The organism is Streptomyces sp. NPDC001858 (assembly GCF_053594615.1).
On record NZ_JBSFEV010000019.1, the window covers coordinates 153,014 to 168,007 of the forward strand.

The window sequence follows — 14,994 nt, forward strand, 5'->3', positions numbered from 1 at the left end:
ATGGTGGTTGATACATTCGCATCCGACAAGGCCCGCCGAGCAGGGCCCGGCCGAGTCCGTCTCGCGAGGAGGACCCCATCGACACGCCACCGCCCGCACCCGCGCTCCGCTTCGGTGTCAACTACACCCCACGCCGGGGCTGGTTCCACGCCTGGCACGACTTCGACCCCGGCCTCGCGCGCGAGGACCTGGCGCAAATCGCCGGGCTGGGCCTGGACCACATCCGGGTGTTCCATCTGTGGCCGCTGCTCCAGCCCAACCGCACCCTGGTGCGCGCCTCGGCCGTGGACCAGCTCGTCCGCCTGGTGGACCTGGCGGGCGAGTGCGGGCTCGACGTCCTGGTGGACGGCGTCCAGGGCCATCTGTCGAGCTTCGACTTCTACCCGGAGTGGACGCGCAGCTGGCACCACCGCAACGTGTTCACCGACCCCGAGGCGATCGAGGCGCAGGCGCTGCTGCTGCGCACGCTGGGCCGCGCCCTGTCGGGCCACCCCCGCCTCATCGGTCTGCAGCTCGGCAACGAGCTCAACAACCTGGTCGAGCACAACCCGGTGTCGCCGGCCGAGGTGGACCACTACCTGGACACCCTGCTGGCCGCCGCCCGGGACGGGCTGGGCACGGCCGCCGGGCTGGTCACCCACTCCGCGTACGACGCCGCCTGGTACGGCGACGACCACCCGTTCACCCCCGAGGCCTCGGCCCGCAAGGGCGATCTGACCACCGTCCACCCCTGGGTGTTCTCCGCCGACTGCGCCGGCCGCTACGGCCCGCGCTCCCCGCAGGTGCACCACCTCGCGGAGTACGGCACGGAACTGGCGGCCGCCTACGCCACCGATCCGGCCCGCCCGGTCTGGGTCCAGGAGACGGGGGCGCCCGAGCCGCACATCCCGGCGGCCGACGCCCCCGAGTTCGCCCGCGCGACGCTGCGCAACGCGGCCGGCTGCGCGCGGCTGTGGGGCGTCACCTGGTGGTGCTCGCACGACGTGGACCGCGCCCTGGCCGACTTCCCGGAGCTCGAGTACACGCTGGGCCTGTTCGACTCCACGGGCCGCCCCAAGCCGATCGCGGACGCCCTGTCCGCCACGGTGGCCGAGCTGCGCGCCGCGCCCGCCCCCGCGCCGCCGCGCGCCACGGCCCTGGTCCTGGACTGCACCCCGGCCACGCGCTCGGTCTCCGGTCCGGGCGGCGCGTTCTTCGAGGCCTGGATGCGGCTCCGCCAGGAGGGCGTCCGCCCGGCGGTGGTCCTGGCCGAACACGCCCAGGACCCGTCCCACCTGGCGTCCCGCGGCATCACGGAGCTGCTCAAGGCCTGAGCCTAAGCGCTCCGCTGGAAGTGCCGCGATGTGCCGTCGTTCCGCTGCGGCGCCATCGTGGCTGGTCGCGCAGTTCCCCGCGCCCCTTCAGGGCACTGCCCAACCGCAGCCGAAGTCGCCCGACCCGCTCAGCCGGTCGCGCCGACCAGGACCTCCGCGAGGGCGCGCAGGTTCACCCGTCCCCTTCCGTACGAACACAGCGCGCGGCCGCCCGGCTCGGGCAGTCCGGTGGAGAGGAGCACCGCGTCCGGCCGTGCGGCCAGCAGCACGTCGCGCAGCCGCCGCTGCCACGGATAGAGCTCCGCGTCGCACACGGCGACGGCCAACGGCCGCCCCTGCGCCGCCCGCAGCACCTCCCGCACGAGGCCCTCGGCGTGCTCGGCGTCCTTCGGTTCCCCGGCGACCGGCGTCCCCGTGGCCGTCGGGTCGAGGGCGTGGACGGCGGTCAGGAGGTCCTCGCCGCCCCAGTTGAGGGCGGGGTGCGGGGGCGGGAAGCAGTCGACGACATGGGCGCCGCGCACCGGCACGGGCAGGGACCCCGCGCCGCGCACGGCCGCTCGCGCCGCCGTCAGCCCGGCCTCCTCGTCCCACGCGGCCACGTCGTCCGGGCGGCACGGCAGCACCGCGTAGCGCAGCGCGAGCCGCCGTACCCGGTCCGCGGCCTCGGTCACCCGCTCGGGGTCCAGCTCGCCGGACCGCAGGGCGTCGAGCACGGCGTCCCGGCAGGCGAGGGTGACCTCCAGGTCCGGGACGGCGACGATGACCTGGTCGGCGCCCGCCGCAAGTGCGAGCCGTGCGCCGGCCGCCTCGCCGTAGCGGTCGGCGATGGCCTTCATCTCCAGCGCGTCGCTCACCAGGACGCCGTCGAAGCCGAGTTCGCCGCGCAGCAGCTCGGAGAGGATGCGCGGACTGAGGGTGGCGGGCCGGTCCGGGTCGAGGGCCGGGAAGACGACATGGGCGCTCATCAGCATGGGCACCCCCGCCTCGACGGCCGCCCGGAACGGCGCGAGGTCGAGCCGGTCGTACGGCCGCGGGTCGACCGCGAGTTCATGGTGGCTGTCGGTGACGGTCCCGCCGTGGCCGGGGAAGTGCTTGGCGCAGGAGGCCACCCCGCGCGCCTCGGTGGCCGCGATCCAGGCCCGCAGCTGCCGGGAGACCAGCTCGGGGTCGGCGCCGAAGGCGCGGGTGCGCACGATCGGGTTCTCGGGCCGGCTCTGGACGTCGGCCACGGGCGCGTAGGACGCGGTGATGCCGAGCGAGAGCAGGTGCCCGGCCAGGGCGTCGGCGCAGGCGGCGGTGAGCGCCGGGTCGTCGGCGACGCCGAGCGCCCAGGAGCCCGGTACCTCGGGTGCGCCCGCGGCGACGAGGTGTCCGATGCCGCCGCCTTCGTTGTCGATGGCGACGATCAGGTCCGGTCGCAGGTTCCGCAGGGTGCCGGTGAGTTCGCGGACCTGGTCGGCGTCGCGGATGTTGCGGGTGAACAGGATGACCCCGCCCAGTCCACGGTCGATGAGCCGTTTCAGGGGGTCGGGGACGGTCGTCGTGCCGTCGAAGCCGGCGACGAGGCAGCGGTGGGCCGCCTCGTCGAGGGCCGCGGGAAGTGCCGGGCCGGCGGGCCCGGAGGCGGAGTGCGTCACCTCCGGAATCCTCTGGCTCAGCAAGCCGAAAGTCAATAATTTCATGGATGAGCGATTCAAAAAACCGAGGACTGAAGCGTCTCGGACACCGGCACCGGCCCGCAGGTCGAGAAGATCGCCGCGCTCAAGCCGGACCTGATCTTCAGCGTGTACGGGGGAATCACCGTGAGCCGGCACCACGGCGGCCCCGCACCCGCAGCCTCGGAGGCCGGCCGGGCGTCCATGCCGCAAAGGGGATGATCCCGTCAGCCTGACCGACTCGCCGGCTGAGCGGAAACGGACCGTGTGCCGCTCGCGGTACCACTGGTACCGTGGGTGGCATGTCGGAGCCCAAGGCCATGAATCTGCGTTTCCCCGACCCCGAGCAGCGGGCCGCCATCGCCGCGGCCGCGAAGCAGGAGGGGGTGAGTCTGCAGGAGTACATCCTCTCGGCCGCCTACGCGCGCGCGACCGCGGTCGAAGGCCGGTTCCTGGAGGGCTTCAAGGAGTCCATGGCCCGCAGCGGGGCGGCGTTCGCGGCCGAGCCCGGCGCGGCGGACCCGCGCGCCGAGGAGCGCGCCGCCGAACGGCAGGCGCGGCAGGACCTCGAGCACCAGGAGCGAGGGCACGCGGCGTGACCCAGCCGGACCACCCGCTGGACGTGACGTTCCTGCTGCACGCCGCCGAGCTGCTCGACGGCGATCCCCAGGTCGACGACTACGGTCCGCTGTACGCGGCGGTCGCGCGCGTCAACGCGCGGGCGCTGGAGCACGAGATCTACGGTTCGGCGCACCTGAAGGCGGGGGCCCTGCTGCAGACCCTGGCGCGACTGCCGTGTCTGGAGCACTCGAACGACGCCTTCGCCTGGCACGCCACCGAGGCCTATCTGTTCCTCAACGCCCGCAGGCTCGACTACCCGCCCAAGGAGGCCGTCGCCCTGGTGCGCGACGCCGCCTCCGGAGCCCTCGGCGTCGCCCGCATCGCCCGCCGACTGCGGGACTGGTCCGTGGCCTGACCCCACCGGACACCGGCCGCACCGGCCCGACTCACCGGCCCGACTCGCCGGGCGGACGGGGACCCGGCCGGGCCCGCGCACGGCGTTTACTGTCGCCGCCATGGACCCTGATCGCCGAGGGTGGCTCCCCTGTCTGCTGGGCGGGGCCGTGTTCGCCGTGTGCATGGCCGGCACCACGCTGCCGACCCCCCTCTACAGCCTCTACCAGGAGAAGTTCGGCTTCTCCGAGCTGACGGTCACCGTCGTCTACGCGGTGTACGCCTTCGGGGTCATCGGCGTGCTGCTGCTCGCGGGCAACGCCTCGGACACCGTGGGCCGACGGTCCGTGCTGCTGTGGGGCCTGGGCTGCGCGGCGGCGAGCGCCGTCTGCTTCCTGTCCGCCACCGGGCTCGGCTGGCTGTACGCGGGACGGCTGCTGTCGGGGCTGTCCGCCGGTCTGTTCACCGGCGCCGCCACGGCCTATGTGATGGACCTGGCCCCGCCCGGCGGCGCCTCCCGGGCCACGTTCGTGGCGACCGCCGCCAACATGGGCGGCCTGGGCTGCGGTCCGCTGCTCGCCGGGGTGCTCGCCCAGTACGCCCCCTGGCCGCTGTATCTGCCGTTCGTCGTGCATCTCGCCCTGGTCGCCTGCTCGGTCCTCGTCGTGCTGCGGCTGCCGGAGACCGTGCACGACCTCAGACCGCTGCGCACGGTCCGACCGCAGCGGCCCGGCCTGCCCGCACCGGTGCGCCCGGTGTTCGGGCCCGCCGCGATCGCCTCGTTCGTGGGGTTCGCGCTGTTCGGCGTGTTCACCTCGGTCAGCCCCGCGTTCCTCGCCCAGTCCCTGGACGTGCGCAACCACGCCGTGAGCGGTCTGGTCGTCGCGCTGGCCTTCTTCTCCTCGACGGCCGGTCAACTGGCCGTCGGCCGGGTCGGGTTCGGGCGTTCGCTGCCGCTGGGCTGCGCCGCGCTGCTGGCCGGACTGGCACTGCTCGCGGGCGCGCTGCACCAGGACTCGCTGACGCTGGTCGTGCTCAGCGCGATCGTCGGCGGGGTCGGGCAGGGGCTGGCGTTTCGCGGGGCGCTGGCCGCGGTGGCCGGGGCCTCGCCGCCGGACCGGCGCGCGGCGGTGATCTCGACGCTCTTCGTGGTGGCCTACACCGGCATCTCGGTGCCCGTGATCGGGGTGGGCGTACTGGCGGAACCCATGGGTCTGGAGGGCGCCGGGCTGGTGTTCATCGCGTGCATGGCCGTCCTCGTCTCGATCGCCGCCGCCTATCTGCTGCGGCGGCCGGTACCGGCAGGCAGGTGAACACCCGCAGCCGTACGGGTGGGTTCGGCCCGCGGACGAAGCGGGGCGAGGCCGACGGGCGTTGAGCAGAACCCATCCTTCATCACCGGAAAGGCCCTTCGATGCGACGTACCGCTCTCCTCGCCGTCTGCGCCCTGGTCAGCGCCGCAGCCATGGGATTCTTCACCACCAGCGCACTGCGCAGCCGCTGAGGCACGGGAGCCGGGGCGGCCGTCCGGCTTCCCCGGCTCAGCGACGCGCGGCTCAGCAACGGGCCGCTCAGCGACGGACGCGCAAGTCCTCCGATGTCTCCTCGGACCGCGCCGCACCGCCGGGATGCCGGAGCGCGCCCAGGAAACCGATGCCCAGCGCGACGGCCATGCCGTAGAACACCCACTGGTTGGCCTCGGCGAAGTCCATGCGGATCGCGGACATCGACTCCCGCACGGTGTCCGCGACCGCGCCGCCGCCGCTGAACTGCTGGTCGTCGGCAGTGCCGGTGACCGCCTCCGCGACGCCCCTGGCCGCGTCGCCCGCCGCCCCGGACGGCACTCCGCGCGACTCCAGCGTGTCCCTGACGTGGTCGGTCATGGAGTGGGTCAGCATCGTGCCGAAGAGCGCCAGGCCGACGCTGGCGGCGTAGTTGCGGACCGTCTGGGTGATGCCGGTGACCTCGCCGTACGAGGCGTCGATCGCCCGGTTGACGGCGTCCGTCGAGGCGGGCGCGAGGATGAAGCCGATTCCGGCCCCCGCGAGAGCGGCGTAGGGCCACTGGTCGTGCATGGACAGATCGGTCAGCTTGCCCGCCCAGAGCGCGAAGCCGACCGCGCCGACCGCGCAGCCGAGCTTCATGGCCGGTCGCGCGCCCCGTTTGTCCAGGATCCGCCCGCCCCACTGGGAGGCGAGCGCGAAGCCCGCGAAGAAGTACAGCAGGTACAGGGCCGCCTGGTTGGGCGAGGCGCTCAGAGACACCTGCGCGTAGACGGAGGCGAAGAAGAACAGCGGGACGAACGCCAGCATGGCGAAGAACAGCACGAAGGAGTCGACGACGAACGCCCGGTCCCGGAAGACCGCCAGCTTGACCAACGGATGGGCGCTGCGCAGCTCGTAGCGGCAGAACACGTACAGCACCCCGAGTCCGCCGGCGATGCAGACCCAGGTGACGACGCTGTCCCAACCCCACGCCGACGCCTGCTGGAAGCCGAGCACGCTCACGCCCATGCCGACCGCGATCAGCGCGGCGCCCGGCACGTCCAGGGGCTCGTCGCGGCGGCGATCGGACACGTGGGCCATCGCCGTGAGGATCAAAGCGACGATCGCCACCGGCACGTTGACCCAGAAGATCGCCCGCCAGGTCCATTCGGTGAGCCAGCCGCCGAGCAGCGGCCCGATGGCCGTCAGCGCCCCGGTGACGCCGAAGAACAGGGCCAGCGCGCGTCCGCGGCGCTCCACCGGGAAGACCGCCACGACCACCGCCAGCGCCGCGGGGAAGAGCAGCGCGGCGCCCAGCCCTTGGGTGGTCCGGAAGACGATGAGCCAGGTCAGCGCGGCGTCGCCGCGGGGGACGCAGCCGCACAGGACCGACGAGACCACGAACACCAGGGTGCCCGTCACCACGATGCGCCGCGGGCCGAACAGGTCCGCCAGCCGTCCGCCGAGGGCGAAGAACGCGGCCAGAGCCAGGAGATAGGCGTTGACGACCCACTGCATACCGGAGGCGGAGAGACCGAGTTCGTCCACGATGTCCGGCGTCGCGATCGACACGATGGTCTGGTCGATGAACGTCATCGACACCGCGAACATCATGGCCGCGAGGGCCACCGACTGCGAAGGCGCACCACCCCCTGCGGACGCGCTTCCCGCCGGGTGCTTGGTGTACATGCCAGTCACCACCTCAGTGTGCCCCGGCTCGACCGGCCACGCATGCGCTGAGCTCGTGGGGTGCTCCGGCTCTCCCTGGGCGCTCACTTCACCGTCTCGTACCGGCCCAGGAAGCGGGGACGTCCCTCCTCGACGCGGTACAGAAAGAGCGCCGGTTCCACGATGATCTGCAGCGTCGTCCTGTTGAACGACACTTCCTTGCTGACGCCCCGGTAGGCCAGCGTGCGCAGCCTGCGGGTCATGCCGCCCCGCTCGACCCCGTCCGGCCCGAGCAGGCGCAGTCCCTCCGCGGCCAGGCCGAGCGCGTCGTAGGCCTCGGCGGCGTAGGCGCCGACCTCGGCGACGCCGTAGCGCTCGCGGTAGGCCGCCGCGAAGGCCTTCGCCGTCGACAGGGCCGACGGATCCACATAGGCGGCGGCGAACACCCAGCCCTCGGCGTCCTCGGCGGCCTCCGCCAGGAAGGCCGGCCCCAGCACCGGTTCCAGGGCCGCGCACGGGCCGGCGAATCCGGCCTCGCGGACCGCGCGGGCGCACAGGGCGGCCCGGTGGGCGGAGGTTCCGGTGTAGACGAGCGCCTCGGCGCCGGCGGCGCGGGCCGCGTCGACGGCCGCGCGGAAGTCCTCGCTGTCGGCGGCGACGGCATGGAGGGTGGTGGCGCCTCTGGAGGGCGGGAACTCGTTCAGGGACCTGCCGCGCTTCCAACTGGTCTCCCCGGCGGCCCGGTCGTCCACGACGGCGGTCCTGCGGGCCGGCTCGACCTGGGTCAGATACCAGCCCACGGGCGTCGTCAAGGAGAGGTCGCCGGGCCGGAGTTGAAAGATCGCCGTGTCCGAGCCGTCGGTCAGCCGCTCGTCCCCGGCGGAGACGATCAGGGCGGGCAACAGCGCGCTCTGGTAACGCGATCGGGCGGCGACGGCGGTCGCGTCGGTCGTGGGGCCGATCACGGCGTACACATCGGCGTCCGCCACGAATCCGTCGGCGATCTCCGTGGCCCGCGCCGGCTCGCCGCCGTCGTCCCTGACCTGGAGCACGAGGTCGAAGTCGCGGTCCTTGCGGGCGTTGTGCTGCTCGACGGCGAGCCGCGCGCCGTGCTCCTGGGCCAGACCGAGGCTCTTCGCGCCGCCGCTGAGATCGGCGTGCAGCCCGATCGTGTACCGGGGCAGGGGGCCCTCACCGCCCGTCGCTCCCTCGGGCTCCCCGCCCGAGAGCCGGGCCGCCCACGCGGCCACGCCGCCGCCCGCCGCGAGCACCCCCGCGACCGCCGCGAGGCTCACGAAGCGCCTGCGCGAGGGCCGGGCGGCCACGCGCGTCTCGTCGAGTTCCGGCGGCTGCGGCACGGGCAGGTCCAGCACCTGTGCCGCGCGCTCGGCGATCAGGCCCGGCAGCGGCGCGGGCAGCCACCCCTCCTCGGCCGCCGCCCCGGGGTCGAGTTCGGCGCGGACCTCCGCCGCCGAGGGCCGGGCGCCCGGCTCCTTCGCGAGGCAGGCGGTCAGCAGCGGGAGGAGCGTGGCGGGCACGCCGGTGAGGTCGGGGCTCTCGTGCACCGTCCGGTAGACGACGGCGGCCGGGGTGCCGGCGCCGAAGGGGCGGCGGCCGGTCGAGGCGAAGGCGAGGACGCAGGCGAGCGAGAAGACATCGCTCGGCGGGCCGACCTCGTCCACCCGGCCCGCCTGTGCCTGTTCGGGCGAGAGATAGCCCGGGGAGCCGATCACCACGTCGCTGGCGGTGAGCGCCGTCGCGTCCGTGGCGCGCGCGATGCCGAAGTCGATCAGCCGCGGCCCGTCCAGGGCGAGCAGCACATTGCCCGGTTTGACGTCCCGGTGCACCAGACCGGCCGCGTGCACCTCCGCCAGCGCCCCGGCCAGTCCGGCGCCGAGCACCCGGACGCTCTGCGGCGGCAGCGGCCCGTAGCGCGCGACCGCGTCGTTGAGCGGCGGGCCGGGCACGTACGCGGTGGCCAGCCAGGGCTCGCGGGCCTCCGGGTCGGCCGTGGTCACCGGCACCAGCCACCGTCCGCCCCCGGTCCCGCCGGGCTCGCCGAGCCGGGCGACGGCTGCCGCCTCACGGCGGAAACGCACCCGGAAGGCGGGGTCGGCGGCGTATTCGGCGCGGATCACCTTGAGCGCGACCAGCGCGCCGCCCGGGGAACGCGCCAGATAGACGACGCCCATGCCGCCCGCGCCCAGTCGGCCCAGCAGCCGGTGGCCGCCGACGGCCGACGGGTCCCCCGGGCGCAGGGCGGCGACGGGCACGGCCGGAGAACCCTAGGAGGACGGCTCGGGCAGGCTCGGCGCCGGGCCGAGGAACCGGAACCTGCCGCCGTCGACCCGGTAGCCGAAGATCGCACCGCTCCCGGAGGCGAGGAAGGACCCCGTCTCCGGAACGAAGGCGAAGGTCTTGGTCACGCCCTCGTAGGTCGTCGCGCGCAGCGAGGTGGTCAGCTCGGCGCGCGTCGGCCGCTTCCCGGCCTTGGCCAGGCCGCCCGCGATCAGGTTGACGACGTCGAAGCCTTCCGCGGCCCAGTAGCCGGGGGCGGCGCCGAACCGTTTGTCGTAGGCGGCGGTGAACTCGGCCGCCGCCGGCAGTTCGGTGGGGTCGACGCAGGTGCTGGTGACCACCCAGCCGTCGCCGGCGTCGCCCGCCGCGTCGAGGAACTCCTGGGTCAGCACGGCTCCGGGGGTGTACGTCGGCCCGGCGAAGCCGGCCGCGGCCAGTTCGCGTGCGAAGGCCCCCGCGCCGGCCGCGTAGCCTCCGTAGACGAAGGCGTCGGCGCCCGCCGCCAGCATGTCGGCGACGACCGGCCGGAAGGCGTCCTCGGCGCCGGCCGGGACGACCCGGGGGTAGGGCGCCCGGCCCTGTGCCCGCAGCACCGCGTTGACGGAGCCGATGCACTCCCAGGCGTAGTCGGCTGCGGTGCGGTCCATGAGCAGACCGGTCCGCCGGGACGGGCCGACGGCGCTCTGGCTCGATGCGTAGTTCGTGCCCAGCGCCTTCGCGTCGGCGGTCAGCAGGGCGATGATCGCCTCGGTGGCCTCCAGGTCGTTGGGGCGGGCGTGCAGGAAGGAGCGGTTCTCCGCGGTGGTCAGGTAGCTGGTTCCGGCGGACACGGAGATCAGCGGGAGCAGCGCCTCGTCGTACACGCCGACGACCGCGCGGGCGGGCGCGTCGGCCGTCGGGCCGAGGACGGCGAGGACGTCCTCGGCCTCGACGAAGGCGCGGGCCACGGTGGCGGCCCGGCTCGTGTCGCCCCGGTCGTCGGCCGTCTTCAGCGTGAGCGTGAAGGGCTTGTTCTTCCGGGAGTTGAACTGCTCGACGGCGAGCCGTGCGCCGCGCTCCTGCGCCTGTCCCAGGACCTTCCCGGGGCCGCTCAGGTCCGCGTGCAGCCCGATGATCCAGTCCCGGGATCCGCCGCTCGCCCGGTCCGAGCCGGTCGCCTTGTCGTCGTCGCCACCGAGGGCGGCCCAGGCCGCCAGCCCGCCGCCGACCGCCATCGCCGCGGCCGTGGCCCCCGCGATGAGGAACCGCCGTCGGCCGGGCGAGGGCGGCGGTCCGTCCGTCTCGGCGTCCGCCGCGGACGGGGGCTCGGCGGCGGTGGGTTCGATGTCCGGCAGGGCCAGCATGGCCGCCGCCCGCTCGGCGATGATCCGTACGACGTCCCGCGGCAGCCAGCCCGCCGGTTCGCCCGGGGTGTCCTCCATGATCAGCCCGTGCAGCCCGGCCGCCGACGGACGCGCGGCCGGGTCCTTGGCCAGGCACGGCCGCAGCAGGACGAGCAGTTGTTCGTCGACGCCTTCGAGATCGGGCTCGTCGTGCACCGTGCGGTAGAGCAGGGCGTCGACCGCGCCCGTACCGAAGGGCGGCCGGCCGGTCGCCGCGTAGGCCAGCAGACAGCCCAGCGAGAAGACGTCGCCGGCCGGGCCGAGCCCGTCGGCGCGGGCCTCGGCCTGCTCGGGCGCGAGGAAGCCGGGGGTGCCGACGATCATGTCGGCGGAGGTGATCGCCGTGTCGTCGGCGGCCCGCGCGATCCCGAAGTCGATCAGCCGCGGCCCGTCGACGGCGAGCAGCACATTGCCGGGCTTGACGTCCCGGTGCACCAGACCGGCCTCGTGCACCTCGGCCAGCGCCCCGGCGAGCATCTTGGCCAGGACGCGCACACTGCGCACCGGCAGCGGCCCGCACGCGGCGACGGCCTCGGCGAGCGAGGGCCCGGGGACGAAGGCGGTGGCGAGCCAGGGTTCGACGGCGTCCGGGTCCGCACCGGTGACGGGCACCACCCAGGGGCTGCCGACCCGGCGCGCGGCCTCGACCTCGCGCCGGAACCGGGCCCGGAACTGGGGGTCCTCGGCGTACTCGCGCCGGATCACCTTGATCGCGGCCGGCGCGCCCTCGTCCGTACGGCCCAGGTAGACGACGCCCATGCCGCCGGCGCCGAGCCGGCCGAGCAGCCGGTACCCGGCGAGGCGGGAGGGGTCGGAGGGCAGCAGGGGGGCGGTCACCCTTGCACCTCCAGCTCGGTCTCCAGGCGGAGCAGCATGCTGCTCTGCGTCTCGGCCATCGCCTGGGTGAGTTCGGCGTAGGTGCGGCCTTCGGAGGCCCGGCCGGTGGCGGCGACGGTGACCTGGCCGATCCGGGCCTGGGTCCACCCGTAGGGGTAGGGGCCGCCCAGGGTGTCGCTGCGGTACTCGCCGCTCTCGAAGAGCGAGTCCTCGGCGTACTCGTTGTTGTTCGTGCCGAAGGGGATGCCGATGGAGCTGAGGCCCGAGACCCGTTCCCCGGCGCGCAGCGTCTGCTCGGGGCAGCGCAGCGCCTCTTCGAGGGTCGACGCCTGTTCCCAGTCGGCGCCGTCCACGTCCTTGTGGACGGTGACGGTCGCGGCGACCCTGATCGGGCCCTTGCCGTCCGCGGCGGGGAGTTCGCTGTAGCGGGTGATGCTGGCGAGCACGTCGTCGGGCACGGGCTCACGCTGCCAGACGCACGCACGGTCGAGGACCGGCCAGGAGCCCGGATCGCTGTCCGGGCCGGTGATGACGAACCCGGCTCCCCACAGCTCCGGGCCCGCGGCGACCTTCTCGGCCAGGCGCACGGCGTCCGCGCGGGTCTTCGGGGCGCGGTCCGGGTCGAGGGTGACGTCGAGGGCGGTGGGCGCGGCACTGGGGGTGGCCGAGGCTCCGTCGGCCGGGTCGCCCGGGGCGTCCTGGCCCTGTGCGACCGTTCCGGTGGTCGTCCCCGTCGGCTTCGCGGTGGACCTCCCGTCGCCGGAACATCCGGTGATCAGCAGTAAGCCACTCGCCGAAAGGGCGCATAAGCCCCGTAAAAGCCCTCTGTCCATCGCTCCCGCCCCCCGGCGCTCCGCGCCGTCTCAGCCCTCTCCCAGGCCTCACTCACGCACGACAAAGAGTAGGACCGTTGGCCTACGCCTGTCCGGGTTACCGCACGCTTCGAGCCCGTGCCCGGCGGCCCGGGGCGGCCCGCGCCGAACGGGCCGCGCGGGACGCCGCACGCGAGGCGGCACGCCTGGCCGGACCCGCCGGGCAGCCCGAGGTCCGCGCCCGGGGGCCGATCCCGGGGGCCGATCCCGCATGGTCAGGGGCGTCCGGTGGTGCGACGCTGGAGGCAGGAGGCGTCCGACTGAGCGCTCCGCTGGAAGTGCGGGCCATGTGCCGTCGTTCCCTGCGGCGCCATCGTGGCCGGTCGCGCAGTTCCCCGCGCCTCTTCAGGGCGCTGCCGAACGCAGCCGGCTTCGCCCGACCCGCTCAGGACATGCCGGGAGGGCCGATGGGACGTGACGTCCCGGCGCTGGTCTTCACCCGCGAGGACCGCCGCCGGTACCGGATCAAGATGCAGGAGTGCCTCGAAGTGTTCGCGCAGCTGCTGCGCGAGTCCCGGTTCGAGTCCGAGCGGCCCCAGGTGGGCCTGGAGATCGAGCTGAACCTGGTCGACGACCGGGCCGAGCCGGCGATGCGCAACAGCGATGTCCTGGAGGCGATCGCGGACCCCGCCTGGTCCACCGAGCTGGGCCGCTTCAACCTGGAGATCAACGTCCCGCCGCGCCGGCTGACCGAGGGCGGCCCCGACGCCTGGGAGTCCGAGATCCGCGCGGCGCTCAATCACGCGGAAGAGCGCGCGAGATCGGTCGGCACGCATCTGATCATGATCGGCATCCTGCCCACGCTGCGGCAGTCGGACGTGGGCGAGTCGGCGCTGTCGGAGAACGCCCGCTACCGGCTGCTCAACGACCAGGTCTTCGCGGCGCGGGGCGAGGATCTGCACATCGAGCTGGACGGCGTGGACCGGCTGCGGACCTATGCGGACACGATCACCCCCGAGGCGGCCTGCACCAGCACCCAGTTCCATCTCCAGGTCTCCCCCGACGAGTTCGCCGCCTACTGGAACGCGGCGCAGGCGATCGCCGGCGTCCAGGTGGCGCTGGCGGCCAATTCGCCGTTCCTGTTCGGCAAGGAGCTGTGGCACGAGACCCGTGTCCCGCTGTTCGAGCAGGCCACGGACACCCGTCCGCAGGAGATCAAGGCGCAGGGGGTACGGCCCCGGGTGTGGTTCGGGGAGCGGTGGATCACCAGCGTCTTCGACCTCTTCGAGGAGAATCTGCGCTACTTCCCGGCCCTGCTGCCGCTGTGCGACGAGCAGGACCCACGGGCGACGCTGGCGGGAGGGGACGTCCCCGAACTGCCCGAGCTGACCCTGCACAACGGCACCATCTACCGCTGGAACCGCCCGGTCTACGCCGTCGCCGACGACCGGCCGCACGTACGGGTGGAGAACCGCTGTCTGCCGGCCGGTCCGACCGTCGCCGACACCCTCGCCAACGGCGCCTTCTACTACGGGCTCACCCGCGCCCTGGCGGAGGAGGAGCGGCCGGTGTGGTCACGGATGTCCTTCCGGGCCGCCGAGGACAATCTGCACACGGCGGCCCGGCACGGCATCGAGGCCCGGCTGTACTGGCCGGGGATGGGCGAGGCGCCGGTGCCCGAGCTGGTCCTGCGCCGGCTGCTGCCGCTGGCGCACCTGGGGCTCGAACGCTCCGGGATGGACGCGGCCTGGCGGGAGCCGCTGCTCGGCATCATCGAGCAGCGGTGTGTCACCGCCCGCAACGGGGCCGTCTGGCAGAAGGAGGCGTTCCACCGCATCACCGCCGCCGCGCCGGCCGACCGCCACGAGGCCCTGCGGCGGATGACCCAGCAGTACATCGACTACATGCACCTCAACGCTCCCGTCCACACCTGGCCGGTGGACTGACTGGCCAGAGGGGGTACGAGGGCCGACACGAGACCCACTGTGCGACAGCACTCCCCGGACCGTGCAGGATAGAGCTATGACGATCAAGGTTTACTTCGACATCACCATCAACGACGCGCCCGCCGGACGCATCAACTTCAACCTGTTCGACGACGTCGTGCCCAAGACGGCGGAGAACTTCCGCGCGCTCTCCACCGGCGAGAAGGGCTACGGCTACGCCGGCTCCTCCTTCCACCGGGTCATCCCCGACTTCATGCTCCAGGGCGGTGACTTCACCCGCGGCAACGGAACCGGCGGCAAGAGCATCTACGGCGACCGGTTCGCCGACGAGAACTTCCAGCTCAAGCACGACCGTCCGGGCCTGCTGTCCATGGCCAACGCGGGCCCGAACACCAACGGCTCGCAGTTCTTCGTCACCACGGTGGTGACGGGCTGGCTCGACGGCAAGCACGTGGTGTTCGGCGAGGTCGCCGACGAGGACAGCATGGCCCTCGTGCGGAAGATCGAGTCGCTCGGCTCCGGCAGCGGCTCGACCTCGGCGAAGATCACCATCTCCGCGTCCGGCCAGCTCTGACAGCGGCCTCGCACCGCCCGCCCGGCCGGGGCTGTCCCCGGCCGGGCGCGGGCGGTGCCTTCGCACTGGGG

At 73.7% G+C, this 14,994-nt stretch carries 11 protein-coding genes and 1 pseudogene; 6 read left to right on the top strand and 6 right to left on the bottom strand.

Going from position 1 to position 14,994, the window contains the following annotated elements; all coding sequences use genetic code 11:
* Positions 1-1,313, top strand: a pseudogene (locus ACWCPF_RS25320) (glycoside hydrolase 5 family protein).
* A 128-nt stretch (positions 1,314-1,441) separates the two neighbouring features.
* Here ACWCPF_RS25320 and ACWCPF_RS25325 read toward each other — a convergent pair.
* Together ACWCPF_RS25325 and ACWCPF_RS25330 are read right to left on the bottom strand one after the other, a co-directional pair.
* Entirely contained in the window at positions 1,442-2,950 is a 1,509-nt protein-coding gene (locus ACWCPF_RS25325) for a glycoside hydrolase family 3 N-terminal domain-containing protein (protein ID WP_451047357.1), read from the bottom strand.
* A 56-nt stretch (positions 2,951-3,006) separates the two neighbouring features.
* Positions 3,007-3,174, bottom strand: coding sequence for a hypothetical protein (locus ACWCPF_RS25330; protein WP_451047358.1), 168 nt, complete (start codon positions 3,172-3,174; stop codon positions 3,007-3,009).
* A gap of 96 nt (positions 3,175-3,270) precedes the next feature.
* On the opposite strand from ACWCPF_RS25330, the gene ACWCPF_RS25335 reads away from it, so the two are divergent.
* From ACWCPF_RS25335 to ACWCPF_RS25345, 3 genes are all read left to right on the top strand, one after another.
* The gene (locus ACWCPF_RS25335; RefSeq protein ID WP_451047359.1) at positions 3,271-3,567 is read left to right on the top strand and encodes a type II toxin -antitoxin system TacA 1-like antitoxin; all 297 of its coding nucleotides are present in this window, start codon (positions 3,271-3,273) and stop codon (positions 3,565-3,567) included.
* A complete protein-coding gene (locus ACWCPF_RS25340; protein ID WP_451047360.1) occupies positions 3,564-3,944 on the top strand; it encodes a fic family toxin-antitoxin system, toxin component in 381 nt (126 codons plus the stop codon). The genes ACWCPF_RS25335 and ACWCPF_RS25340 overlap by 4 nt, the downstream gene beginning before the upstream one ends.
* 100 nt (positions 3,945-4,044) lie before the next feature.
* Complete coding sequence (locus ACWCPF_RS25345) at positions 4,045-5,235, top strand: MFS transporter (RefSeq protein WP_451047361.1); 1,191 nt, start codon at positions 4,045-4,047, stop codon at positions 5,233-5,235.
* A gap of 258 nt (positions 5,236-5,493) precedes the next feature.
* On the opposite strand, the gene ACWCPF_RS25350 is transcribed toward ACWCPF_RS25345, so the two are convergent.
* The 4 genes from ACWCPF_RS25350 to ACWCPF_RS25365 form a co-directional block, all read right to left on the bottom strand.
* Positions 5,494-7,095: an MFS transporter gene (locus ACWCPF_RS25350; protein WP_451047362.1), complete on the bottom strand. Its 1,602-nt coding sequence runs from the start codon at positions 7,093-7,095 to the stop codon at positions 5,494-5,496.
* 83 nt (positions 7,096-7,178) lie between these two features.
* Entirely contained in the window at positions 7,179-9,347 is a 2,169-nt protein-coding gene (locus ACWCPF_RS25355; RefSeq protein ID WP_451047363.1) for a bifunctional serine/threonine-protein kinase/ABC transporter substrate-binding protein, read from the bottom strand.
* Between the two features lie 12 nt (positions 9,348-9,359).
* The gene (locus tag ACWCPF_RS25360) at positions 9,360-11,591 is read right to left on the bottom strand and encodes a bifunctional serine/threonine-protein kinase/ABC transporter substrate-binding protein (protein WP_451047364.1); all 2,232 of its coding nucleotides are present in this window, start codon (positions 11,589-11,591) and stop codon (positions 9,360-9,362) included.
* Positions 11,588-12,424: a hypothetical protein gene (locus ACWCPF_RS25365; RefSeq protein ID WP_451047365.1), complete on the bottom strand. Its 837-nt coding sequence runs from the start codon at positions 12,422-12,424 to the stop codon at positions 11,588-11,590. Before ACWCPF_RS25365 ends, ACWCPF_RS25360 begins: the two co-directional genes overlap by 4 nt.
* Before the next feature lie 446 nt (positions 12,425-12,870).
* On the opposite strand from ACWCPF_RS25365, the gene ACWCPF_RS25370 reads away from it, so the two are divergent.
* A complete protein-coding gene (locus tag ACWCPF_RS25370) occupies positions 12,871-14,349 on the top strand; it encodes a glutamate-cysteine ligase family protein (protein ID WP_451047366.1) in 1,479 nt (492 codons plus the stop codon).
* A gap of 76 nt (positions 14,350-14,425) precedes the next feature.
* Entirely contained in the window at positions 14,426-14,923 is a 498-nt protein-coding gene (locus ACWCPF_RS25375) for a peptidylprolyl isomerase (RefSeq protein ID WP_451047367.1), read from the top strand.
* The last annotated feature ends 71 nt before the right edge of the window (positions 14,924-14,994 follow it).

Bases quoted from the DNA above. Each gene is read 5' to 3' on its own strand.
- ACWCPF_RS25330 (WP_451047358.1), bottom strand. From the start codon at position 3,174: ATGGACGCCCGGCCGGCCTCCGAGGCTGCGGGTGCGGGGCCGCCGTGG.
- ACWCPF_RS25335 (WP_451047359.1), top strand. From the start codon at position 3,271: ATGTCGGAGCCCAAGGCCATGAATCTGCGTTTCCCCGACCCCGAGCAG.
- ACWCPF_RS25345 (WP_451047361.1), top strand. From the start codon at position 4,045: ATGGACCCTGATCGCCGAGGGTGGCTCCCCTGTCTGCTGGGCGGGGCC.
- ACWCPF_RS25350 (WP_451047362.1), bottom strand. From the start codon at position 7,095: ATGTACACCAAGCACCCGGCGGGAAGCGCGTCCGCAGGGGGTGGTGCG.
- ACWCPF_RS25365 (WP_451047365.1), bottom strand. From the start codon at position 12,424: ATGGACAGAGGGCTTTTACGGGGCTTATGCGCCCTTTCGGCGAGTGGC.
- ACWCPF_RS25370 (WP_451047366.1), top strand. From the start codon at position 12,871: ATGGGACGTGACGTCCCGGCGCTGGTCTTCACCCGCGAGGACCGCCGC.
- ACWCPF_RS25375 (WP_451047367.1), top strand. From the start codon at position 14,426: ATGACGATCAAGGTTTACTTCGACATCACCATCAACGACGCGCCCGCC.